This is a genomic window from Microbacterium sp. SL75 (assembly GCF_026625865.1).
In the GTDB taxonomy this organism is placed as follows: domain Bacteria; phylum Actinomycetota; class Actinomycetes; order Actinomycetales; family Microbacteriaceae; genus Microbacterium.
Map to the genome: position 1 here is coordinate 1,937,018 of NZ_CP113067.1, position 22,320 is coordinate 1,959,337.

25 protein-coding genes are annotated in these 22,320 nt (G+C 68.5%); 12 read left to right on the plus strand and 13 right to left on the minus strand.

The features are described from left to right. Positions 1-232: 232 nt before the first annotated feature. The 4 genes from OVA17_RS09105 to OVA17_RS09120 all read right to left on the minus strand — a co-directional run bounded on the left by OVA17_RS09105 (position 233) and on the right by OVA17_RS09120 (position 7,614). Positions 233-1,798: an FAD-dependent oxidoreductase gene (locus OVA17_RS09105; protein ID WP_267786228.1), complete on the minus strand. Its 1,566-nt coding sequence runs from the start codon at positions 1,796-1,798 to the stop codon at positions 233-235. Beyond that, positions 1,791-4,070: a molybdopterin oxidoreductase family protein gene (locus OVA17_RS09110; protein WP_267786229.1), complete on the minus strand. Its 2,280-nt coding sequence runs from the start codon at positions 4,068-4,070 to the stop codon at positions 1,791-1,793. Before OVA17_RS09110 ends, OVA17_RS09105 begins: the two co-directional genes overlap by 8 nt. Next, positions 4,070-5,479, minus strand: a complete 1,410-nt coding sequence (locus tag OVA17_RS09115) for an MFS transporter (RefSeq protein WP_267786230.1) — start codon at positions 5,477-5,479, stop codon at positions 4,070-4,072. Before OVA17_RS09115 ends, OVA17_RS09110 begins: the two co-directional genes overlap by 1 nt. Before the next feature lie 281 nt (positions 5,480-5,760). After that, positions 5,761-7,614, minus strand: coding sequence for a hypothetical protein (locus tag OVA17_RS09120; RefSeq protein WP_267786232.1), 1,854 nt, complete (start codon positions 7,612-7,614; stop codon positions 5,761-5,763). Between the two features lie 256 nt (positions 7,615-7,870). Here OVA17_RS09120 and OVA17_RS09125 point away from each other — a divergent pair, with 256 nt between their 5' ends. Continuing rightward, positions 7,871-8,056 (plus strand): hypothetical protein, encoded by a 186-nt coding sequence (locus OVA17_RS09125; protein WP_267786233.1) that lies wholly within the window; start codon positions 7,871-7,873, stop codon positions 8,054-8,056. A gap of 150 nt (positions 8,057-8,206) precedes the next feature. Here the strand turns inward: OVA17_RS09125 and OVA17_RS09130 are convergent, their stop codons facing one another. Continuing rightward, the gene (locus OVA17_RS09130) at positions 8,207-9,454 is read right to left on the minus strand and encodes a multidrug effflux MFS transporter (RefSeq protein WP_267786234.1); all 1,248 of its coding nucleotides are present in this window, start codon (positions 9,452-9,454) and stop codon (positions 8,207-8,209) included. 45 nt (positions 9,455-9,499) lie between these two features. On the opposite strand from OVA17_RS09130, the gene OVA17_RS09135 reads away from it, so the two are divergent. Further along, positions 9,500-9,964, plus strand: a complete 465-nt coding sequence (locus OVA17_RS09135) for a MarR family winged helix-turn-helix transcriptional regulator (RefSeq protein ID WP_267786235.1) — start codon at positions 9,500-9,502, stop codon at positions 9,962-9,964. Positions 9,965-9,975: 11 nt separating this feature from the next. On the opposite strand, the gene OVA17_RS09140 is transcribed toward OVA17_RS09135, so the two are convergent. Then, a complete protein-coding gene (locus tag OVA17_RS09140; protein WP_267786237.1) occupies positions 9,976-10,881 on the minus strand; it encodes a DMT family transporter in 906 nt (301 codons plus the stop codon). A gap of 72 nt (positions 10,882-10,953) precedes the next feature. Between OVA17_RS09140 and OVA17_RS09145 the strand changes: the two genes are divergently transcribed. Continuing rightward, positions 10,954-11,868: a LysR family transcriptional regulator gene (locus OVA17_RS09145; protein WP_267786239.1), complete on the plus strand. Its 915-nt coding sequence runs from the start codon at positions 10,954-10,956 to the stop codon at positions 11,866-11,868. Positions 11,869-12,033: 165 nt separating this feature from the next. Then, positions 12,034-12,291 carry a nuclease gene (locus OVA17_RS09150; RefSeq protein ID WP_267786241.1) on the plus strand — a complete coding sequence of 86 codons (258 nt, stop codon included), beginning with the start codon at positions 12,034-12,036 and terminating at the stop codon, positions 12,289-12,291. Between the two features lie 14 nt (positions 12,292-12,305). Here the strand turns inward: OVA17_RS09150 and OVA17_RS09155 are convergent, their stop codons facing one another. Then, positions 12,306-12,707, minus strand: coding sequence for an aldehyde dehydrogenase (locus tag OVA17_RS09155; RefSeq protein ID WP_260979682.1), 402 nt, complete (start codon positions 12,705-12,707; stop codon positions 12,306-12,308). Between the two features lie 173 nt (positions 12,708-12,880). On the opposite strand from OVA17_RS09155, the gene OVA17_RS09160 reads away from it, so the two are divergent. Further along, positions 12,881-13,243 carry a VOC family protein gene (locus OVA17_RS09160; protein ID WP_267786245.1) on the plus strand — a complete coding sequence of 121 codons (363 nt, stop codon included), beginning with the start codon at positions 12,881-12,883 and terminating at the stop codon, positions 13,241-13,243. A 43-nt stretch (positions 13,244-13,286) separates the two neighbouring features. Here OVA17_RS09160 and OVA17_RS09165 read toward each other — a convergent pair whose 3' ends face one another. From OVA17_RS09165 to OVA17_RS09185, 5 genes are all read right to left on the minus strand, one after another. Beyond that, positions 13,287-13,889 carry a hypothetical protein gene (locus tag OVA17_RS09165; RefSeq protein ID WP_267786246.1) on the minus strand — a complete coding sequence of 201 codons (603 nt, stop codon included), beginning with the start codon at positions 13,887-13,889 and terminating at the stop codon, positions 13,287-13,289. Positions 13,890-13,973: 84 nt separating this feature from the next. After that, positions 13,974-14,216, minus strand: coding sequence for a DUF1653 domain-containing protein (locus tag OVA17_RS09170; protein ID WP_267786247.1), 243 nt, complete (start codon positions 14,214-14,216; stop codon positions 13,974-13,976). Then, positions 14,213-14,569, minus strand: a complete 357-nt coding sequence (locus OVA17_RS09175; protein WP_267786248.1) for a hypothetical protein — start codon at positions 14,567-14,569, stop codon at positions 14,213-14,215. The genes OVA17_RS09170 and OVA17_RS09175 overlap by 4 nt, the downstream gene beginning before the upstream one ends. A 129-nt stretch (positions 14,570-14,698) precedes the next feature. Beyond that, on the minus strand, positions 14,699-15,184 hold the full coding sequence (locus tag OVA17_RS09180; RefSeq protein WP_267786250.1) for a hypothetical protein: 486 nt from the start codon (positions 15,182-15,184) through the stop codon (positions 14,699-14,701). 160 nt (positions 15,185-15,344) lie between these two features. After that, positions 15,345-15,845, minus strand: a complete 501-nt coding sequence (locus tag OVA17_RS09185) for a small multidrug efflux protein (RefSeq protein ID WP_267786252.1) — start codon at positions 15,843-15,845, stop codon at positions 15,345-15,347. A 208-nt stretch (positions 15,846-16,053) separates the two neighbouring features. Here OVA17_RS09185 and OVA17_RS09190 point away from each other — a divergent pair, with 208 nt between their 5' ends. The 5 genes from OVA17_RS09190 to OVA17_RS09210 all read left to right on the plus strand — a co-directional run bounded on the left by OVA17_RS09190 (position 16,054) and on the right by OVA17_RS09210 (position 19,380). Next, positions 16,054-16,335 (plus strand): hypothetical protein, encoded by a 282-nt coding sequence (locus tag OVA17_RS09190; protein ID WP_267786253.1) that lies wholly within the window; start codon positions 16,054-16,056, stop codon positions 16,333-16,335. A gap of 74 nt (positions 16,336-16,409) precedes the next feature. Next, positions 16,410-17,591, plus strand: coding sequence for a sensor histidine kinase (locus OVA17_RS09195; protein WP_267786255.1), 1,182 nt, complete (start codon positions 16,410-16,412; stop codon positions 17,589-17,591). Beyond that, positions 17,588-18,190, plus strand: coding sequence for a response regulator transcription factor (locus OVA17_RS09200; protein ID WP_267786257.1), 603 nt, complete (start codon positions 17,588-17,590; stop codon positions 18,188-18,190). The genes OVA17_RS09195 and OVA17_RS09200 overlap by 4 nt, the downstream gene beginning before the upstream one ends. A 270-nt stretch (positions 18,191-18,460) precedes the next feature. Then, entirely contained in the window at positions 18,461-18,976 is a 516-nt protein-coding gene (locus OVA17_RS09205; protein ID WP_267786258.1) for a GNAT family N-acetyltransferase, read from the plus strand. Beyond that, the gene (locus OVA17_RS09210) at positions 18,973-19,380 is read left to right on the plus strand and encodes an ASCH domain-containing protein (RefSeq protein ID WP_267786259.1); all 408 of its coding nucleotides are present in this window, start codon (positions 18,973-18,975) and stop codon (positions 19,378-19,380) included. Before OVA17_RS09205 ends, OVA17_RS09210 begins: the two co-directional genes overlap by 4 nt. A gap of 9 nt (positions 19,381-19,389) precedes the next feature. Here OVA17_RS09210 and OVA17_RS09215 read toward each other — a convergent pair whose 3' ends face one another. After that, positions 19,390-19,797, minus strand: coding sequence for a RidA family protein (locus OVA17_RS09215; RefSeq protein WP_267786260.1), 408 nt, complete (start codon positions 19,795-19,797; stop codon positions 19,390-19,392). Positions 19,798-19,973: 176 nt separating this feature from the next. On the opposite strand from OVA17_RS09215, the gene sucC reads away from it, so the two are divergent. Then, complete coding sequence (sucC, locus tag OVA17_RS09220; RefSeq protein WP_210072220.1) at positions 19,974-21,137, plus strand: ADP-forming succinate--CoA ligase subunit beta; 1,164 nt, start codon at positions 19,974-19,976, stop codon at positions 21,135-21,137. A gap of 17 nt (positions 21,138-21,154) precedes the next feature. Beyond that, entirely contained in the window at positions 21,155-22,057 is a 903-nt protein-coding gene (sucD, locus tag OVA17_RS09225; protein WP_056226628.1) for a succinate--CoA ligase subunit alpha, read from the plus strand. Positions 22,058-22,320 lie beyond the last annotated feature (263 nt).

Consider the following 22,320-nt stretch of genomic DNA (forward strand, 5'->3'; position numbering starts at 1 on the left):
CTCAGCCGGGTCCGGTGTCGGCAGGCGGCGGGGCGGCGCGCCGAGGCCAGAATTTGTACCCGCGTCTGGGCAGGTGGTGCGCGCGTCGCGGCGGGCCGAACTCCTGAGATTCAGGATGCCGGTGGCCGCGGACGCGTTCAGAGGGGGGTGATCACGCGGTTTCTCAGGAGTTCGGCCCGGCCGCCGCCGTGACCCGCCGCCGCCGAGGCCGCCGGACGTGGTGGCCGCGGCCTCACGCCGGCACGGCCTCGCGGGCCAGCAGCTCGGTGATCCGCCCCACGCAGCCGCCGCAGCCGGTGCCGGCGCGGGTCGCGGCCTTCACGCACGCGACCGTGGGTTCGCCCGCCGCGGCCGCCTCGCGGATCGCCCCGGCGCTCACGCCGTTGCACCAGCACACCGTCGCGTCGGCGGCGAAGGGGTCGGCCACCACTGCCATCCCGGCGTCCGGTGCGTCGAGGCGCAGGAGCGACGATCGGTCGGCGGGCAGCTCCGACCCGCGCTCGAAGAGGAGCGTGAGTTCGGCCCCGGTCCGCGGCATCCCGACCGCGACGAAGCCGGTCAGCACACCCTCGACGGTGACGAGCTTCACGTACGCGCCGCGCGCGGGGTCGGCCCAGAGCGTGACCTGGGGGCCGTGGCATCCGGGAGCGTGTGTGAAGGGGTCGGCGTCGACCGCGCCTCCGGCGACGACGTCGATTCCCTCGGCCTTGAGCATGACGACGCCGGGGCGTTCGATGGCGACAGGTTCCTCGACTCCCGACGACAGCAACGCCGCGAGCCTGTCGGCCTGCCGCCAACCGGGTCCGACGAGTCCGCTCGGACCGCCCGGCACGCGGCCGTCGGCACCGGCTTCGGCGGGGTCGGCGACGTGCGCGCAGTCGCCGATGGCGAAGACGTTCGGGTCGGTCCACGAGCGCGACGCTGCGTCGACGAGCACGCCGGCCGAGGTGGCGAGACCGCAGAGCGATGCGAGCTCCGTCCGTGCCCCGACGCCGCACGACAACACCAGCAGGTCGCCCGCGAGCACCTTGCCGTCGGCGCACACGAGTCCGTCGAACCAGGCCTGACCGTGGTCGTCGTAGCGCTGCACGATGCTCTCGGCACGCGCGTGGTGCAGCATCTCGACGCCCACGGCGCTCGCCGCGGCGGCGAGCACGCGTCCGCCGTTCTCATCCAGCGTCCGGTTCATCGGCGCGGCGGAGTGGTACGCCACGACCACCTCGGCCCCCGCTTCGGCGGCGGCGAGGGCGAGTTCCATGCCGAGCACTCCCGCGCCGAGCACGACGATGCGCTGACCGGCCGAGACCGCCGCGCGCACGTGCTCGGCGTCGACGAGGTCGCGCAGGGCCACGACACCGCGGGGAAGTGGCGCAGTGCCCTGATCCAGAGCAGAATGGTCGGCCGGCCGCGCGGATCGGTGCCGCTGCGCCCGCTCGAGCCCGGCGAGCGTCGGCACGTTCGCTCGGGCCCCGGTGGCGAGCACGAGCCGGTCGTAGGGAACACGGATGCCGTCATGCAGGCGCACCACCCCGAGGTCGCGGTCGATGCCGACCACCGTCGTCCCGAGCGCGAAGTGCACTCCCGCTTCTTCAGCGACGCGGCGGTCGCCCATGTCGAGCCCGTCGCGGTCGGTGCGGCCGACGGCGTACTCGGCGAGCAGCACGCGGTTGTACACGTCGTGCGGCTCGGCGCCGACGACGGTCAGGTCGATCCGCCCCTCGCGCACCGCGGGCAGGAGCCCCTCGACCAGCCGCGCCCCGACGGGGCCGTAGCCCACCAGCACCACACGCTCAGACACGGGTCTCCTCCTCGGTGCGCGAAGACGGTGTGCGCGACGACGCTGTGCGCGACGACGGTGTGCGTGACGACGCTGTTCTCGGCGACAGGGCGCCCGACGGCGGAGCGCTCGGCGCCGAACCTCTCGCGACCCCGACGAGCACGGGCCCCACACCCGGGTGCTCCGCCACGACGACCGGCGAGGCCGTGGCGTGAGAGATCGGCGGGGTCGTGGCATCCGGGATCGCCTGCACCCGCACCCGCGTGCGCTTGAACTCGGGCATGGCCGAGGTCGGGTCGACGATGGCTTCGGTGAGACGGTTGGCGCACTCGTCGCCGGTGTAGTGGAACGGCAAGAAGACGGTGTCGTGGCGGATGTCGGTGGTCACCGTTGCCCGTGCCCGTACCTCGCCCCGCTCGTTCGACACGGCGACCAGCGCACCCTCGCGGATGCCGAGCCGCGACGCCGTCGCGGGGTGGATCTCGAGCCGCGCCTCGGGGCGGGCGCCGTTCAGCTCGGCGACGCGGCGGGTCTGGGTGCCCGACTGGTACTGCTGCAGGTAGCGGCCGGTGGTGAGGGTCAGCTCGCCGCCGCGGTCGGTCGGCGCCGGGGGAGTTGCATCCACCGGCACCAGGCGCGCCCGCCCGTCGGAGTGGGCGAAGCGCTCCGCGAACGGACGGGGAGTGCTCGAAGAGCGATACGGCCAGTACGCCTCGACGCCGGTGTCGAGCAGGGCGTGCGAGAGGCCGGAGTAGTCGGCGACGCCGCCCTCCGACGCGCGGGCGAGCTCGTCGAACACCTCGGACGGATTCACCGACCAGGTGGATGCCGCGCCCAGGCGCCGCGCGATCTCGGCCAGGATCCACAGCTCGCTGCGGGCACCTTCGGGCCCCGGCAGCGCTCGGCGGCGGCGAATGACGCGGCCCTCGAGCGAGGTCATGGTCCCTTCCTCTTCGGCCCACTGCAGCACGGGCAGCACGATGTCGGCGAGCTCCGCGGTCTCGCTGAGGAAGAAGTCGCAGACGATCAGGGTGTCGAGGGCGTCGAGCCCCGCCCGCACGGCCTCGACGTCGGGAGCCGAGACGACGACGTTCGATCCGGCGACCAGCAGCGTCTTCACCGGCCCGCCGAGCTCGGCGAGCAGGGCGGTGGCCGGGATCCCGGCATCCGGAAGCTCATCCGGATCGACGCCCCACACCCCGGCGACGTGCCGGCGGGCCTCGGGGTCGCGGATGGAGCGGTAGCCGGGCAGCTGGTCGGCCTTCTGGCCGTGCTCGCGTCCGCCCTGGCCGTTGCCCTGGCCGGTGAGGGTGCCGTAGCCCGAGCCCTCGCGGCCGACCAGGCCCAGCACGAGCGCGAGGTTGATCGCGGCGGTCGCGGTGGCGGTGCCGTCGACGTGCTGCTCGACGCCGCGTCCGGTGAGGATGTAGGCGCGGCCCGCGGCGAGGCGCCGCACGGTGGCCCGCAGCTCGGCGACGGGAACACCGGTGGTGGATGCCGTTCGCTCCGGCCACCACGCGGAGACGGATCGCCGCACCGCGTCGAAGCCCGTCGTGCGCTCCTCACCATAGGCACGGTCGGCGAGACCCTCGGCGAAGGCGATGTGCGTGAGGCCGAGCAGCAGGGGCAGGTCGGTTCCGGGTGCGGGCTGCAGGTGGGTGCCGGCGCCGTCTTCGGTGAGTCGCGCGGTGGCCGAGCGGCGCGGGTCGACGACGATCAGGCCGCCCGCGGCGCGGGCCCCGGTGAGGTGTGCGAGGAACGGCGGCATGGTCGCGGCGACGTTCGAGCCGAGCAGCAGGATGGTCGAGGCGTCCTCGAGGTCGGTGACCGGGAAAGGCAGCCCCCGATCCATGCCGAATGCGCGATTGGATGCCGCTGCCGCCGACGACATGCAGAACCGGCCGTTGTAGTCGATGCGCGAGGTGCCGAGCGCGACGCGGGCGAACTTGCCGAGCTGGTACGCCTTCTCGTTGGTGAGTCCGCCGCCGCCGAAGATGGCGTTGGCGTCGGGTCCGTGGGTGGCCTTCGTGTCGCGGAATGCTGCTGCGACGGCATCCAGAGCCTCAGCCCAGGTGGTTTCGGCGAGGGTGCCGTCGGGTTGCCGGAGCAGCGGCATCCGGAGTCTGTGGGGGGATGCCAGAAGCTCCGCCGACGTCCAGCCCTTGGCGCAGAGCCCTCCCCGGTTGGTGGGGAAGTCGCGGCCGGCGACCGTGGTGGACCCCTCGTGGGTCACGGTCATGGCGCACTGCAGCGCGCAGTAGGGGCAGTGGGTGTCGGCGGAGCTCACGGACATCAGATGCGGGTTCCGCTCTTCTTCGACATGCGCAGGTAGATCCCGGCGGTGAGAGCGAGGAAGGCGACGTACGCGAGGGCGAACCAGCCGAGGGCGGGAGTGTACGAGCCGAACGTGGTCTTCGAGAAGCCGAGCAGCTGCGGAATGAAGAACCCGCCGTACGCGCCGATCGCCGAGATGAGACCGAGGGCCGCGGCCGCCTTGCGCTGCGCGCCGATACCGCTGTCCGAGCGCAGGGCGAAGATGGTCGGGATCATGCGGTAGGTCGAGCCGTTACCCATACCGGCGGCGGCGAACAGCACCAGGAAGCAGAGCAGGAAGATGGCGAAGTTCTGCATCGGCAGGGTGAGGATGACGCCCAGGATGCCGAGACCCATCACCGTGAATGCGCCCATCGTGATGACGGTGCCGCCGAAGCGGTCGGCGAGCTTGCCGCCGTAGGGGCGGGCGAGCGAGCCGACGAGCGCGCCCAGGAACGCGAGGGTGACGGTAGCGGTGCCGATCGCGAAGCCCTTGAAGTCGGGGAACGTGTCGGCGAGCAGCTTCGGGAAGACACCGGCGAAGCCGATGAACGAGCCGAAGGTGCCGACGTAAAGGACGGCCATGATCCACAGGTGCGGCTCTTTCAGAGCGGCGAGGGATGCCGTGATGTCGGCCTTCGCGCTCGAGAGGTTGTCCATGCGGAGGTAGGCGCCGACCATCGCGACGATGATGAGCGGCACCCAGATAAGACCCGCGAGCGGCAGGTTGAGGGTCGCGGCGGCGCCGACCGTGATGACGATGGGGACGACGAACTGCGCGACCGAGGCGCCGAGGTTTCCGCCGGCGGCGTTGAGCCCGAGGGCGTAGCCCTTCTGCGCCGCCGGGTAGAAGAACGTGATGTTCGCCATCGAACTGGCGAAGTTGCCGCCGCCGAAGCCAGCGAACGCGGCGATGAGCAGCAGCAAGCCGAAGGGGGTTGCGGGGTTGCTGACCGCGATGGCGAGGCCGATGCTCGGGATGAGCAGCAGGGCCGCCGAGACGATCGTCCAGTTGCGGCCACCGAAGCGGGGAACCATGAACGTGTAGGGGATGCGCAGCGTCGCGCCGACGAGGCTCGGCATGGAGATGAGCCAGAAGATTTCACCCGTCGACAACTGGAAGCCGGCGGCCGGCAGCGAGACGACGACGACCGACCACAGCTGCCAGACGACGAAGCCCAGGAACTCGGCGAAGATCGACCACCGCAGGTTGCGGGAGGCGATGGCCTTGCCCTCGTTGGCCCACTGTGTGGCGTTCTCGGGGTTCCAGTTGTCGATCCAGCGGCCGGGGCGGTGGACGAGCTGTGCTGCGGCTTCCGCGCTCGCGGCTTCGGCTCGGGTGGTGGGCTGCGCCGGGGTTGTTTCGGGGCGCGGGTCGGTGACGGTCACGGGGTCCTCCGGTGGGCGATGCGGGGGAGGTGCAGCGACCCGCATGGGCGGGACGTGCCGCCAGCGTAGGGAGGGAGCATTACCCGCGACCGCGTCGGGAGGGGCGGGGAGGTAACGGTTGTCTCACCCGCGGTGGGGGTGGGGGAGAGGGGGAGTTTACGTGGGCGTTACATTGACGATCTGCCCCGCCCCCGGGAGCTGACATGCGACCAGCTAGTCGGCCTGGACAAATCGTAGAGGCGGACCTGCCACGGGTGGCCATGAATAATGTCAGCCTGCACCTAATCAGCCATTGACTCAAACGGTCGTCGCTCGTCCTCGACGTCGGTGCGTATTCCCTGGTCCGCCAACTCCCAAATGGGCCACGAGTGCAATTGCTCATACTGATCGGGGCTTAGTTCGCGTATTGCTGCGAGGATGTCATCGCCGTCCCCCAACAGAACGGCGAGGCAGGCATCCAGCAACTCTGAGTTCTGCTTGATGTCCCGGAGTGCGCGCTTCCGGAACGAGTGAATCTCCGCGCGAGTTTCGCTTGACAGTCCGGACTGGCGAGCGGATATCAGCCACCTATTGACGAGATGAGTTGCCTCTGCTCCTTCGCTCTCAATAAGCCACTCATTCAAAAGTTCGGCGGCTTGCAGTAGTTCGGTGCGTTGCGGGGTTTGAGGATGCTCTGCGGCCTCAATCAGGTGTAGCACCTTGCGATTTGCGAGAACATATGCACCTTTTCTGTCTGTGAGACTTGCGTAGGCGCTCACAACGCCGCCCAAGCGCAGATTTAACACAACGGCCAGGTCTTCGGCCTTCACGCCCTCGTAGACTGTGCCGTCTATCTCGGAGGCCTTCCCTGCCTCATCGCTGGTGAATAATACGAACTTTTCCCGGTTAGCGGGGTCGAAGATGTCGAAGAATCGCCAATGATTCTCGGATTTTCCGGGAAAGACCATTAAGGCCGCGGTGAAGGATCCTACTTTCAAATCGAAGCGCCCTGGCCCCCCACCCGCCGCGTATAGCTCCGTCTCAGTGGTTAGCGCCCTGTGCACAAGGATCAATGTCCTCAACTCGGAATCTGACATGGTTGAAAGGTCTACTAGTTCAACTGGGATGTGGAGGATCCGCAGCAAGTCTGAAATATCAGATAGTCTCTTGTGTTGCGCGAGTAGTGCGTCTATTTGTTCGGCCGATCGCTCGGCTGGTGGGAGCTCCCTGCCCCCCAAGAGTAAAGGCTCGCCTTGACTTGCGGAAATGAAAAATTCCAGCCCCCGGATGTCGTCAAGAAGGGCGCCTGATGAGCGAAGTTCGAGAGTTGCGTTTAGAACCCGATCTTCTCCTCTCAAAGTAATTGTCAAGCCGGGAAGCAGTGTGAGTTTTAGTTGATTTTCATCAAGTTTGATCACGCGTGCGCTGTCGAACTGAATTCGACCGCACCGGATACTCAATTCTCGCTCATGCTCAATGTATTCTTCTGGTAGGACTGTGAGGTCCATGTCGACAGGGATTGTCAGGCCGCCGGGTGTGTGGAGGAATACGGCGAAGTCGGCCTCGTTGAGATTTAGATTCGCTGGGCGGGAGAGGTCGAGTCCGTCGAGCGAGTGGATTGTGAGGCGCGACTCTTCGGTCAGAAGAGAGTCATCAAACCCGAGGCGCATATCCTGCGATTTAGTCTGAAGTGCGTACCAAATAACTCTTTCTATCTCCTGAGGGCTCTCAGGAAAAGGGCGCAGGGAAATGCTCTTTTCTTTTTGGTCGGCCTTCATTGCGCCAAGAAGCCTGTCGAGCTTGAATGGATTGAGAACCGCGTAGAATACTCGTTCGGCACGCGTTTCTGCGTTTATTGCAACATAGAAGTATACGCCGCCGCCATCGTTTCGGAGGAAGCGCAGAACGTCTCGGCTCACAGGGAAGGTGGTGGACGGTTTCTTGAAGATCTTCTTATTCCGGTGCGCTCGACCTTTAACTTGCACCGTCACTCGACCCGCGAGCGTTGCGTTCGTCTGATGGTTGTCTTCGTACAGGTCAATATGACCATCTGTTATTGGAGTCTTATCATTGTCGTCGATCTGCGCTTTGAGTCGAGGGCAATGTGCGATCAGTCGTGTGACGGCGCCCACGCCGAGCAGCTCTGCATCCACCATGACTCCATTGTCGCCCGTATCGGAGCTCATCATCGGGAGGTTTCGCTGACGCAAAGTGACAGTGGGCCGCTCGATGTCAGCGGGTGGGAATCGCCCGCCGCTACGTCGTCTAACGAGCAATCACGAAGCAACCCGCGGCATCCCGTCGCTTCATCTCACTAACTCCTCTGAAGACAGGCGACGCCATGTCCCGCACGATCTCGTCGACAGTCCACCCGATCCAGTGCTGCATGGCAGCTTCGACCCGTCTGCGTGATTGGGCGGCCTCGTCATCGACGCGGACGGCTCAACCGCGACGCTCGCGCTCCTGAACGACGCGACGGTGCAGCTGCGTATCGTCGGCCCGGCGGTCGACATTGCGGTGGGGGAGCCGGTGGCGTACCACCCGGTCGCCGAGCTGCTCAGCGCGTCGGCGGTTCTCACGACCGCGCGCACCGCATAGCCGAGCGGCCGCCGACGACACGTCAGCGGCCGCGCGTAAAGAGAGAACTCAGGCGGTCATCGAGGCCGTCGCAGGCCATGGCGCAGTAGCGGCACCTCTCGTTCATGTCGCCGTGCGCGCGGCACTCGGCGGCGCACGCCTCGCCTACGGTCAGGCCGGCGCGCCCGCCCTTGAGCGCCGCGTGACCGCGAGGGCTACGGCCGCAATCGCGGCGGCGACGACCATGACGACAGCCAGCGGTGCGGCGGTGCCCTCTCCGCCCAAGCTCACCAGCGGCGAGACCACCGCGGCGAGGCCGAACTGCAATGCTCCGAGTACGGCCGAGGCGCTTCCGGCGATCTGGGGGACGGCGCTGAGTGCCAGGGCGGTGGCGTTTCCGAACACCAGACCCAGCGACCCGACGGCCGTGAACAGCGGCACCGTGAGCCAGAAAGCCGGCGCGCCGAAGAAGACGAGCAGGGCGAAGGCGACGGCAGATGCGGTTACCAGCGCGATCCCGAGCGTCAAGACGCTCTCGACCGAACGGGTGGCGGTGAGCTTGGGTGACAGGGCGCTCACGACCACCAGCGCCAGCGCGTTCAGGCCGAAGAGCAGGCCGTAGGCGACCGTGTCGAGTCCGAGCATGTTCTGGTACAGGAACGGAGACGCCGAGATGTACGCCATCATCACCGCGAAGCCGAAGGCGAATACCGCCGTGTAGCCGATGAAGGTTCGCGACCGGAGTGCCCGAAGGGGAGACCCGGATGCCACCCGCTCGGCGCGCAGCATGTCGCGGCGGGCGCGCAGATGCGTCTCGCGCACCACCGCGAGCACGGCGACGAGCATGGCGACCGACAGTCCCAGAACGATCGTCAGCAGGCCGCGCCAGCCGATCGGTCCGGTGAGCAGGCCCCCGAGGAGCGGGGCCACGACCGGGGCGACGCCGCCGACGATCATCATGAGCGAGAAGGCGCGCGCGGCGGCCTTGCCGGTCGCCAGGTCGGAGATGACCGCGCGACCGATGACCATTCCCGCGGCCCCGCCGAGGCCCTGGAACAGACGCGCGGCGACGAGGACGGCGACGTTGGGGGCGAACACCGCGACGGCGCTCGCGAGCACGCAGAGGGCGGCACCGACGACGAGCGGCGGGACGCGACCGAAGCGGTCGGAGAGCGGGCCGAAGACGAGCTGCCCGGCGGTCACGCCGATGAGGAACGCCGTCAGTGTGAGCTGCACGGTCGTGGCCGAGGTCGCCAGCTCGACGGTCATCTGCGGGAATGCTGGCAGGTAGAGGTCGGTGGCGAAAGGGGCGACGGCGCTCAGAAGCCCGAGCACCAGCAGAAGCGGCGTCGTGATGCCCTTCGACTGAGGGGAAAGGGATGCCGCCTGGGTGCGGAGGGAACCGGTGTCGATCGTCATGGTTATGAAAGCATAACCGATTAGTGCGGCTGTTACAGTCGAGCCGTGCCCCCCTCGGTCTCTGACGGTGCTCTCGCAGAGCTCGCCGACGTCGTGATGCGCGTCGCGCGCGAGATCGATCCGAAGGCTCCTCAGGCGCCCGACATCGTGACGCTCACCGGCACGGAAGCCCTGGTCATGAGATGGGTGCACCACAATCCCGGCGCCTCACCGAGCGCCGTCGCCAAAGCGACGGCGTTGCAGCGCAGCAACTGCAGCGTCGCGCTGCGCTCGCTGGTTGCGAAGGGCCTGATCGAGCGTCAGACCGCCCCGGATGACGCTCGAGTGACGCGTCTGCATCCCACCGCTCTGGCGGAGAAAAGCGTGCAGAAGCTTCATGCGTATTGGGCGGACCGCTTGCGAGAGGCGCTCGGCGGCGATGAAGCCGGAGTGCAGGCGGCGGCTGCCCTGCTCGCCCGCATAGAGGGGGGACTCCGCCACGGTGACGACCTTCCTCCGGCGTCCCGCTGAGGGCCGGCCCGTCAGCGATTGCGGACCGTCATCGCCAACGTCGCGCCGGTGATGATCGCGATCCCGAGGAGTTGCAGGGCATCGGGCAGGTGCCCGTAGACCATCACGTCGACGAGCACGGCCACGGCCGGGTTCACGAACGACAGGGCCGCGATCGTGATGGTCGAGAGCACGCGGGCGGTGCTGTAGAGGATCGAGTACAGCAGGCCGGTGTGCACGATGCCCATCACCGCGATCCACCCCCACGAGGGGTCGCTCCAGTCCAGCGCTCGCGCGAACGGGAGCAGGATCGCGGCACCCACCACGCACTGGATGAGCGTCATCGGGTAGGGGCGGATGCCGCGGGTGTGCTGTGCGGCGAAGGTGGCGACGGCGTAGAGCGCTCCGGCGGCGAGCGCTGCGCCGACGCCGAGCAGCTGGGCCGTGTCGAGCGGTTGGATGCCGTTGAGCCCAATGAACTGCGTCGCGAGCAGGAGCCCGCAGAAGGCGACGAGAAGCCACGCCATGTCGCGGCGCCGTGGGACTTTGCGGGCGGCGAGGGCGCCGAGTGCGACGAGGAAGAACGGCTCCAGGTGATACGCGACGGTCGTGATGGTGATCGTCGTCTGACTGAACGAGAAGAAGAGGAACGCCCAGTTCGCCACCAGCGCGAGACCGCCGAGAACGGTCAACGCGACCGCGCGCCGCGTCCACACCGACGTGCGGAACGACCGCGTCGCGAGCGACAGCACCAGCAGTGTTGCCGCGGCGAAAACGCAGCGCCACGCGGTGGTCGTGATCGCGTCGGTGCCCGCCTGGATGCTGAACAGCCCGATCGTTCCCCACCCGGCCATCGCGAGCGCCAACAGCACACTCGCGCGTGTGCGCGGGTTGCGGGGCGAGCGGATGCCGGTGGCGAGGGGCGTCGTCTGGGTCACCCCTCGATGCTTGCGGCGTTGACACTGAAGCACAATCGAGCATTCTTCGTACTTAGGATTTAGGATCAGTGAATGATTGACGTGCAGGGGCTTCGCGCCCTGATCGCGGTGGCGGACACCGGGTCGGTGACCGCAGCGGCCGGGCTCCTGCACTACACACCGTCGAACGTGACCCAGCGCGTGCAACGCCTGGAGCACTCCGTCGGCGCGCCGCTACTGGAGAGGGTGGGGCGCGGCGTCGTCCTCACCGAGCTCGCTCGCCGGCTCGTCGACGAGGGGCGACCCGCCGTGCTGCGACTGGACGATCTGGCCGAGGTCGCGGCATCCGCTCGCCCGTCCGGGCTTCTGCGCATCGCGGCTTTCCCGACGGCGCTGAGGGGGCTGGTCGTTCCCCTCATCTCCGCCCTGCGTGACGCTCACCCTGCTCTTCGCATCGAGCCAGTCGAGCGCGAGCCCGCGGAGGGAATCCGGCACGTGCGTCTCGGTCTCGCCGATGTGGCCATCGTCAAGTCGTGGGGCGACGCGTCGGCCAGTCGCACCGACCCCGGCCTGGACCGGATCGTCCTCGGACACGATGCCGTCGACATCATCCTCGCGCGTGACCACCCGCTCGCCGGCCGCACCAGCCTGAGATGGCTCGACCTCGTCGATGAGAACTGGGCGGTGACCTCCGACGACGATCCCTACCGACGGTGGCTCGACTCGACGACGGGACTCGACCGAGGCTCCGGGACCGTCTACGAGGCAGCGGAGTTTCAGTCCCTCCTCGCTTTCGTCGAGCAGGGGCTGGCCATCGCAGCTCTCCCGCGCCTCGGGCGGGGGAGCCTTCCTGCCGGCACCGTCGCGGTGCGGCTCGTCGACGAGACCGCCTTTCGCGAGATCGCCGCGACCGTGCGTTCTGCGCGCCGCGACGGCGTCAACGTCCGCGCCGTCCTCGACGGGCTCAGGCATCAGATGGCGACGGCCGCTCCCCGCGTCGAGGGCTGAGGCGCGAGACCGTCGGGCACCGTCTCGAGGATGTGCGGCCCGTCTTCTCGCTGTCTCGCGACGAACCGCACGGCGAGGTGTTACGCCCCGCTACGCTCCCGGCTCCTGGGCTGCCGGCATCCCGTAGCTTCGTCTCACCGAAACCCCTCGAAGGCAGGTGAAGCCATGTCCCGCACGATCTCGTCGACAGTCCACCCGATCCAGCGCTGCATGGCAGCCTCGAACCCCGCTGCCTGGTCGGACGGCCTCGTGGCCCGTGTCGACGGCGCGACCGTGACCGTTGCGCTGCTGAGCGGCGCGACGGTACGGCTTCGTGTCATCGGTCCGGCGGTCGACATCACGTCGGGGGAGCCGGTCGCGTACCACCCGGTCGCAGAACTGCTCAGCGCGGCGACGGTCGTCACGACCGCGCGCGCCGAGTAGTTCGAGAAGAGAACTCAGGCGGTCATCGAGGCCATCATGGCCTCGCACTTCATGACCATGTCGTCGCAGGCCATGGCGCAGTAGCGGCACATCTCGTCCATGTCGCCGTGCGCGCGGCACTCGGCGGCGCACGCCTTGCCCATGGTCATGCAGGCGGTCATCATGGCGCTCATCACGTCCATGTTCATCCCGGCCGGACGCATCATCATGTGCATCGTCGCCTGAGCCATCTCGACCATGTTCGAGCACATGGCGCAGCACGTGGCCATCTCGGCGCCGTGCATCATGTCGCTGCCGGCGCACATCGCCGCGGCCATCGCGCACGCGTTGAGCGACTGCATGCATTCCTGCATGGCATCCATGTCCATGGTCATCTCGCCCATGTCCATCGACTTCATCATGGCCATCGTGTCCATTGCTTCTCCCGAGTGCTCGTTGTGACGGAGGGACCGGATGCCGCGGAGGGACTCCGGCGTACCGGCGATGGTACGCGCGACAGGTCGCGATGCGACAGGGCTCTGGGCGAGTTGATCATGTCGGCGAGAATGCGGTGGCGCGTCGATGCGTCTCTGCTGCGAACATGGTTCGAATGAAGGTTCGTTTCGCGCGGCATACTGACCGACTCGAGGAAATCGTCCGGTTCTATCGCGACGGGGTCGGGCTCCGCGTACTCGGCGGCTTTCGCGATCACGCGGGATACGACGGGGTGTTTCTCGACCTTCCCGGAACGGGCGCGCATCTGGAGTTCACCACCGGCGGCGGTCATTCGGCGCCGATGCCGGATGCCGAGACGATACTCGTTCTGTACTTCGACGATGACCTCGAACGCCAGCGGATCGCGGCTCGTCTTGCCGGACGAGAGGTATTGCCGTCAAACCCCTACTGGCGGACGAATGCTCTCGCCTTCGCCGACCCGGACGGGTTTCACGTCTTGTTAGCAATGGAGAAGTAAGCACGGCGTCCGGCGGGATTTCTCGGACGCTCACCCCCTGACGTCAACGCGCCCGGATGCCGACCGACTTCAGCTCCAGCCCGGCGAGGCGTTGCAAGACGACGGGGTCGCCTCGGCGCCAGGCGCTCACCGCGTCGGGATCAACCTTGGTCACCGCGCCCACTTTCTGATGGGTGAGTGCCCGGAGCGCCAGAAGGTCGGTGGTGAGGCCTGCGCGCATCAGAGCGCGGGTGCGCGTCGCGCGCGAGACGAAGCGCAGGCGCGGGATGATCCAGACCAGCAGAACGATGAGGATCGGCAGGGCCGCTACTCCCACACCGAGGGCGATGGCCGCCTGCCGGACGAGATCTTGCTGCGTCTGCCCGACGGCCGCGAGAGTGTCGCCCGCGGAACTCGCCGTGGTGAACGGGCTGCTGATGCCCTCGCCGATGAAGGGGACTCCTCCGAGGCGGGTGCCGGCGTCGGTCATCGACGTGCGGAAATCCACGCCGGTGGTCTGTAGCTGGCGGCCGAACTGCGCGAGCTGGTCGACGGCCGAGAAGACGGCGATCCCCGTGACGACGCTCAGCGCGATGAGCGCGAGCGCGATGATGTCGGCGGTCACCTGACGCGCGCGCTGCACGGCGAAGTCGGAATACAGTTTCACGCCGTCACTCTCGCACGGGAGTGGCGCGGTCGCCGGAGCCTTGAAGAAACGCCCCGCTTTGCCTGGTGGCGGGTTCGCGTCGCCTCAGCTCGACGGGCCGACGCGCCGGAACCGCGGGCCTGAGTAGCCGTCGCGTTCCACGTGCTCGGTGAACATCTCGATCGGGCGCACCCAGTACGAGTGATCGCCATAGAGCGCGCGGTAGGAGACGAAAACCTCCTCGGTCTCGGAGTGCTTCGCGGTACCGAGCACCTCGTAGCGCTGGCCTTTGAAGTGCTCGTAGATGCCGGGTTCGATATCGGCCGGGTCGCTGCCGTCGGACGTCATGAGAGCTCGGCAGGAGCCGTGCCGACCGTGCCGTCGGTGCGCGACTGGAGGTACTCGCAGAGCTTGCCGGTCGTGAAGAGTTCTTCGCCGAGGGCGATGAGGTGGCTGCCCGAGAGCGGGAACTCGCCGGAGCGTTCGGAGAGGGATGCCGTCCACTTCCGCTCGCAGTCGACGTTCAGCGAGATCGACGCGGGCCCGTGGTTGAGGTGGATGGCAACCATCCCGGACTCAAGGTGCTCGGGGTCGTCCTGGCGGAGGACGTGCACAGTGGCGTGGGCAACGCGATCGTGCTTCTCGTACTCCGTGACCCACTCGTGGATCTCTGTGTAGGTGGGACGAGCGGCGCAGGTCATGTGTCGAGACTAGCTGTCCGGGCCTCGCGCGACGTCTGCTCTCATGCGCCCACTCGCGGCGATCAGAACGGCGCGGTCAGCGTGTGAGGTCGAGGATGACGAGACGGGCGCCGACCGCCCAGCTCTGCGTCAGGTTCGGTCGTGTCGGCTGCCGGACCGCTGCACGCCAGCGAGATCGTGCAGGGCACGGAAGCTCGCCTCGTGCTGCTCCCGGAGGGCCTCCCACCCGATACTCGGGTCGATCGACTCGGCAGAGGGAACCGCGACGGCGAATCCGTGCTGAGCGCGCGGAACCGCCTCGCCCGGCAGTCGCAGCTCCTGCGTGAAGGCCCCCGTATCGGGCGCGAACGTCAGGGTGTGCGCGGCGATGTCGTGGTCCCAGTCGGCCGACGGCCACGACATGAACGCCACGTGACGTGGCGGATCGAGTGGGGCCGTGGCCGACACCCAGCACCCGTGATGATCCTCACCGGGGGAGAGGATCGTGTAGGTCCCACCGTGGCGGTAGACCAGCAGTGCTTCGCGGAACGGCTTCTGCGAGAACATGGCCGTGTAGTAGAGGGCTTGCGCGTAGATCGGCTGTCCGAGGGTCAGGATGACGGTCTGCTCTGGCATCGGGATGGTGTCCTCTCACATGCGGGCGGGGTCTCCTCTATCCAGGCATGCGGGCCTCGGGCAAAGGTGGCGCGGACCGAGGTCTTCTCTATGACCTCGCTGACCGGGTGAAGAACGAAGTGCTGGCGTCCAGCCGCGGCATCCCGGTCCGGTGCACTCCTCACGCCACAGCTCGAATCACCCCCGTGATGATCAGCGTCACCACCGTCGTCCACAGCACGATCGCGGCGGCCTGCCAGGCGAGCACGCGCATCGGGGGCACGCCTGTCGAAGTCAGGGCGGCGGCGGTGAACTGCGTCGGCAGCAGCAGGGGACCGAGCAGGCTCACCCCGGGGGTCCCGTAGCGGTGGTACGCCTTCTCGAACTTCTCGCGCCGGGCCGTCGGGGGCTTCACGACCGCCCCTCGGCGGCCGGTCACGGCGGTGCGCACGCGCGACGACGCGAGCACCACGACGGCCACGCAGAGGAAGTTGCCGATCGCGGCGGCACATGCGGCGACGACCGGATGGATACCGCCCAGGATGCCGATCGCCGCAGCACCCTCACCCTCGATGAACGGTACGGCCCCGGCGAGGGCGACGATGAGCGGTTGGACGAGGTCGGGCACGTCGGCGACGAGACCCTGGAAGCCGAGGACGAGGTCGGAGACGGGGTTCGACACGGGGACTCCTAGGTGATGAGGGCGCGGCGTCTACCGCGGTGATTCCATCCCATCGGCGTGCGAGTCCTCGCGGCAGTGCCGTGGTGTCACGACCAAGCGTGAGGATGCAACGGCCCACCCGTGATGAATGTCAGGGTTCCCGGCGCCGCGTACGTCGCGTATCGTCTCAAGCCCCGCGGAAGACCGCGGCCGATCCGAAGGAGGACCCGTGCCCTATGGCCTTGTCTGGATCGAATACCTCTTCTGGGCGGTCATCGCGGTGGGGCTGCTCGTGCGTCTCGGCGTCGCGCTCGGTCGGCGTCGCTCGGGTCGGCGGAAGGACGCGGTGCGGCAGGCGATTCGCCCCGTCATCGATGCGGGTGCGGTCGAGTCGGCGTTCTACGGCTGGACGCCCTCGACCTCGATGCACCTGAAGCAGGAGTCGTCCTCGATCGAGACGGCCCAGAACCGCGATCGCGTGCCGCCGGAGCTCCCCGACAGTTACCGCTGACGCGCGCGGGCGCGCACCGGGGGACGAATCCCGGCCCCGCCCGTGACGAATGTCATGCCCGTACTGTGGCGGGGGTGAGCGCTCCCGCACCTGTCCGTAGCCCCGCGGCCACGTACGCCCGCGACGTCCGCGTCACCTGGTGGTACACGGCCGCGTCGGTGATGTTCCTGCACGTCTTCGCGGTCTTCCTCTGGGCGTTCGTCGTGGTGATGCGGGGGACGCCGCTCGACGTCGTCCTCGCCCTGGTCGGGGCGGCAGGCTCCGTGGCATCCGGAGTCCTCCTTCTCATCCACTACCGGCGCGAGCCGTTCGACGACGCAGACGACTCCGCAAGGCGGCTGGTCTGGACGCCCGTGCTTCTGGGGATCGCGTCGGCGGTGCTGTTCGGTGTCGGGGCCGGGTCGCTGCTCGTCGCTGCGGCTCTCGTCGCGCAGGCGCTGTGCACGGTGAGGTGGCGGGGCGGCATCCGGGGGCGACTCGTCGCTCTCATGCTCGTCGTGGTGGTCGCTTCGTGGGTGATCGAGGCGACGCGCCTCAACCCCGACGGCTACGTCTCGCTGACCTTCGCGCTGCCGCTGTTCGTCACGATGCTCGCGCCGCTGACGGCGACCTCGCTCTGGTGGTGGGACATCGTGCGCGAGCTCGACCGCGCCCGCCGCGCCGAGGGGCGCCTTGCCGCAGCGCAAGAGCGCTTACGTCTCGCTGGCGACCTTCACGATCTGCAGGGCCACCACCTGCAGGTCATCGCGCTGCAACTCGAACTCGCCGAGAAGATGATGGGGCGGGATCCGGATGCCGCTGCCGAGCAGGTCCGCGCGGCTCGCGTGAGCGTCGACGAGGCGCGGCGCGGCACGCGCGATCTGGCCTCGCGATTCCGCGGCGTGCCCCTGCCCGACGAACTCGCCAACGCCGCCGATCTGCTGCGCGCCGCGGGCCTGACCGTCGACCTGCTGGTGGATACCGAGGCCGGACGCGCGCCCGCCGACGTGCTCGGGCCGGTGGTCCGCGAGACCACGACGAATGTGCTGAAGCACGGCGGCGGGGTGTCGGCATCCCTCTCCCTTTCCCGTCACGAGGGATCGTGGGTGCTGGTCGTCGAGAACGACTCGCGGGGTACCGCGTCTCCGGTCGGAGATGGGGCGGGACTGTCGGGGATCGTCGAGCGCGTCGGCCCGGTAGGAGGGACGATGGATGCCACCCGCCTCGGCGACCGATTCCGCATCACCGTTCGCGTGCCCGAGGAGGTGACGGCATGATCCGCGTACTCATCGCCGACGACGAAGACATGATCCGTACCGCGCTCGCAGCTCTTTTGCGGTTGGAGGACGACCTCGAGGTCGTCGCCGAATGCCGCGATGGCGAGAGCGCCGTGACCGAGGCGCAGCGGCTGAGGCCGGACGTCTGCCTGCTCGACCTCGAGATGACCGGGCTCGACGGCGTCGACACGGCCGCGAAGATCCTGCGGAGCGTGCCCTCGCGCTGCGTGATCGTCACGCGGCACGCGCGCCCGGGGGTGCTCCGGCGGGCTCTGGGCGCGGGAGTCAGCGGCTTCTTGCCGAAGTCGCGGCCGGCGGATGACGTGGCGGCGGTGATCCGCGAGGTCGCGGCGGGGCGCCGGTACGTCGACCCCGAGATCGCGGCCGATGCGCTGAGCGACGAGCGGAGTCCGCTCACCGACCGGGAGCTCGACGTGCTGCGCGCGGGAGCGCGAGGGCAGACGGTGGCCGAGATCGCGGCATCCCTCCATCTGTCGGCGGGGACGGTGCGCAACCACGTCTCGTCGGTGCTGGGCAAGCTCGGGCTGGCGAGCCGGCAGCAGGCGACGATCCACGCGCGCGAGCGGGGCTGGATCTAGCCGACGACCGTCGAGCCCGCGCGGGTCTCGTGCGGAGGCGACGATCGCTTCTGCCTCGTCTTCGCGCGGATGCAGCGTCGGCTCGGCGGGCCAGCAGAACGCGCTTCCGAGGCGATGGACGGGTGGGGTGCGACCGTCCGGCGCAGGGCGGAAGGGGCAGCCGCGCCGTGACGGGAGCGGCACGCGACCCCGTATCGTCGATGGTCGACAGCGGGGACGCGCGGGTCGGAACCGTGCGACGACGCACTCGTGCGAGAGAGGATGGATCTGATGGGCGAGGTTCGCTTGGTGGAGCTCGAGGCGGCCGACCGCCCCGCGTGGCTGACGCGGATGGAGACGGCCTTTGCTGCGGGCTTGCGCGATGCCGGGCTGAAGCCGGGGGAGCAGCCGATTCCCCAGGCGGACGAGATGGACAGGGTGCTGGACGCACCCGGCACCGAGACCCTTCAGATCGTGCGCGACGACCTGGTCATCGGCGGGGCCGCCGTGACAGCACCGGATGACGGGCGCCGCAGCCTCGAACTCTTCTTCATCGACGCCGGTCACCACGGTGGCGGGATCGGTGCGTCCGCGTGGCGGGCGATCGAGGCGCGCTACGCCGATACCGAGGTGTGGGAGACCGAGACGCCGTACTTCGACCAGCGCAACATCCACTTCTACGTCAACCGCTGCGGCTTCCAGATCGTGGAGTTCTTCCACCCGGGGCACCGCCCCCAGGCCGGGAGCGAGGGGGATCACCCCGGCCCCGACCGCATGTTCCGGTTCGAGAAGCGGATGCCGGTATGACCGGCGACCTGCCCCCGATCGAGTTCATGTTCACCGGGGCGGGACGCGACCGGATCGTCGCGGCGATCCGCGCGGGGGAGAAGACGGCGACCAGCTCGCTCGTGCGGGAGTATCTCGTCGCGGGGGAGCCGTTGCCGGCGGTCGGGGATCGGGGCGCCGTGGTCGACTCGGCCGGTGAGCCGGTGTGCGTCATCGAGACGACCGCAGTAGAGATCGTCGCTCTGCGGGACGTCTCGCTCGCCCATGCGCTCGACGAGGGCGAGGGGTACGCGTCCGTCGCGGATTGGCGCCGCGGTCACGTGCGGTTCTGGACCTCGGATGCCATGCGTGAAGAGCTCGGGAGTGCCTTCGTCGTCGACGACGACACGTCGGTGGTGTTGGAGCGGTTCGCGGTCGTGGGGTGAGCCTCGCGGTCAGTCGGCGACCGCGGCGACCGCTTCGATCTCGACCAGCTGATCGTCGTAGCCGAGGACGGTGACGCCCATCAGCGTGCTCGGCACGTCGTGGTCGCCGAAGGCGTCGCGCACGACCTCCCACGCGGTGACGAGATCGGCCTGACGGGTCGACGCCACCAGCACGCGGGTGCTGATCACGTCGGTGAGCTCCGCGCCGGCTGCGCGCAGCGCGCCTGTCATGTTGTCGATGCAGCTCGCGGCCTGCGCGGCGTAGTCGCCGACGCCGGCGGTCGAGCCGTCGGTGTTCAGCGGACACGATCCGGCGAGGAAGATCAGGCGGGCGTCGGCCGGAGCGGTGGCGGCGTAGGCGTACTCGGCGGCGTCCGACAGGGCGGCGGCGCGGATGAGGGTGACGGCAGAGGGCATGGGGGCTCCTGACGGCGAGGCGAATGTCGGGGGTCATCGCCAGACTAGGCGCATGCCTCTCTTCGCCGGTCGGGGGTCTTCAGCCCCGTCTAGTAGGGTTGTCGACTGGCGAAGATCTCTTGATATCGAGAGAGTTCGCCTCCTCCCACCACCGATCGCCCAGCGAAGGATTGTCCGTGGATCTCTACGAGTACCAGGCACGTGACCTGTTCGAAAAGTACGAGGTGCCGGTACTCGCCGGCATCATCGCCGACACCCCTGAGGAGGCGAAGGCGGCCGCTGAGAAGCTCGGTGGCGTTGTCGTCGTCAAGGCTCAGGTCAAGACCGGAGGCCGCGGCAAGGCCGGCGGCGTGAAGGTCGCGAAGACCCCCGACGAGGCGTTCGAGGCGGCCCAGGCCATCCTCGGCCTCGACATCAAGGGCCACGTCGTCAAGCGCGTCATGGTCGCAGCGGGCGCCCGCATCGCCAAGGAGTTCTACTTCTCGGTGCTGCTCGACCGTGCCAACCGCTCCTACCTCTCGCTCTCGAGCGTCGAGGGCGGCATGGAGATCGAAGAGCTCGCCGTCGAGCGTCCCGAGGCGCTCGCGCGCATCGAGGTCGACCCGATCGAGGGCATCACGCCCGAGAAGGCCCTCGAGATCGCCAAGGCCGCGAAGTTCGACGACGAGCTGGCTCCCAAGGTCGCCGACGTCTTCGTCAAGCTCTTCAACGTCTACAAGGGCGAGGACGCCACCCTCGTCGAGGTGAACCCGCTCATCCAGAGCGAAGACGGCGACATCATCGCCCTCGACGGCAAGGTCTCGCTCGACGAGAACGCCGGCTTCCGCCACCCCGACCACGAGGCGCTGGAAGACAAGGACGCGGCCGACCCGCTCGAGGCCAAGGCCAAGCAGCACGACCTCAACTACGTCAAGCTCGACGGCCAGGTCGGCATCATCGGCAACGGCGCGGGTCTGGTCATGTCGACCCTCGACGTCGTCGCGTACGCCGGTGAGAAGCACAACGGCGTCAAGCCCGCCAACTTCCTCGACATCGGCGGCGGCGCTTCGGCGACCGTCATGGCCGCCGGTCTCGACGTCATCCTCGGCGACGAGCAGGTCAAGAGCGTCTTCGTCAACGTCTTCGGCGGCATCACCTCGTGCGTCGCCGTGGCCGAGGGCATCGTCAAGGCTCTCGAGATCCTCGGCGACGCCGCGACCAAGCCGCTCGTTGTCCGCCTCGACGGCAACCAGGTCGAAGAGGGTCGTCAGATCCTCGCCGCCGCCAACCACCCGCTCGTCACCCTCGCCGCCGGTATGGACGAGGGCGCCGACAAGGCCGCCGAACTGGCCAACGCGTAAGGGATAGGGACAGAAACATGTCGATCTACCTCAACAAGGATTCCAAGGTCATCGTCCAGGGCATCACCGGCGGCGAGGGCACCAAGCACACCGCCCTCATGCTCAAGGCCGGCACCCAGGTCGTTGGTGGCGTGAACGCCCGCAAGGCCGGCACCACGGTCTCGCACAAGGACGCGTCCGGCAACGACGTCGAGCTCCCCGTCTTCGCCTCGGTCGAAGAGGCCATCCGCGAGACCGGTGCCGACGTGTCGATCGCGTTCGTGCCCCCGGCCTTCACGAAGGACGCGATGGTCGAGGCCATCGACGCCGAGATCCCCCTCCTCGTCGTGATCACCGAGGGTGTGCCCGTCGGCGACACCGCCGAGGCGTGGGCGTACTCGAAGGCCAAGGGCGAGAAGACCCGCATCATCGGTCCGAACTGCCCCGGCATCATCACGCCCGGCGAAGCGCTCGTGGGCATCACGCCCGCGAACATCACCGGCAAGGGCCCCATCGGCCTCGTGTCGAAGTCGGGCACCCTGACGTACCAGATGATGTTCGAGCTGCGCGACCTCGGCTTCTCGACCGCCATCGGCATCGGCGGCGACCCCGTCATCGGTACCACGCACATCGACGCCCTCGCGGCGTTCGAGGCCGACCCCGAGACCAAGGCCATCGTCATGATCGGTGAGATCGGTGGAGACGCCGAAGAGCGCGCCGCCGATTTCATCAAGGCCAACGTCACCAAGCCGGTCGTCGGCTACGTCGCCGGCTTCACCGCTCCCGAGGGCAAGACCATGGGCCACGCCGGCGCCATCGTCTCCGGCTCCGCCGGTACCGCCCAGGCGAAGAAGGAGGCCCTCGAGGCTGCCGGAGTCAAGGTCGGCAAGACGCCGTCCGAGGCCGCCGCCCTGATGCGCGAGATCATCGAGAGCCTGTAAGCAGCACTCTCTTCGGGGCCCGGATGCCATGGCATCCGGGCCCTTTCGCATGTCCGGCGGGGGCGGGGTGCGGCTGCGGGGTGCGGCTGCGGGGTGCGGCTGGCCTCGCGCGCGGCTGGGTTGCGTGCGTGCGACGACGGGGCGCGAGATCACGTGACTCCGCCGAGAACACACGCCCCGGCGTGTGCGCTCGTCCCGATCACGTGATCTCGGCGGCCGGGCCCGGGCTTGCCGCGCGAGGTCACGTGATCTCGGCGGCCGGG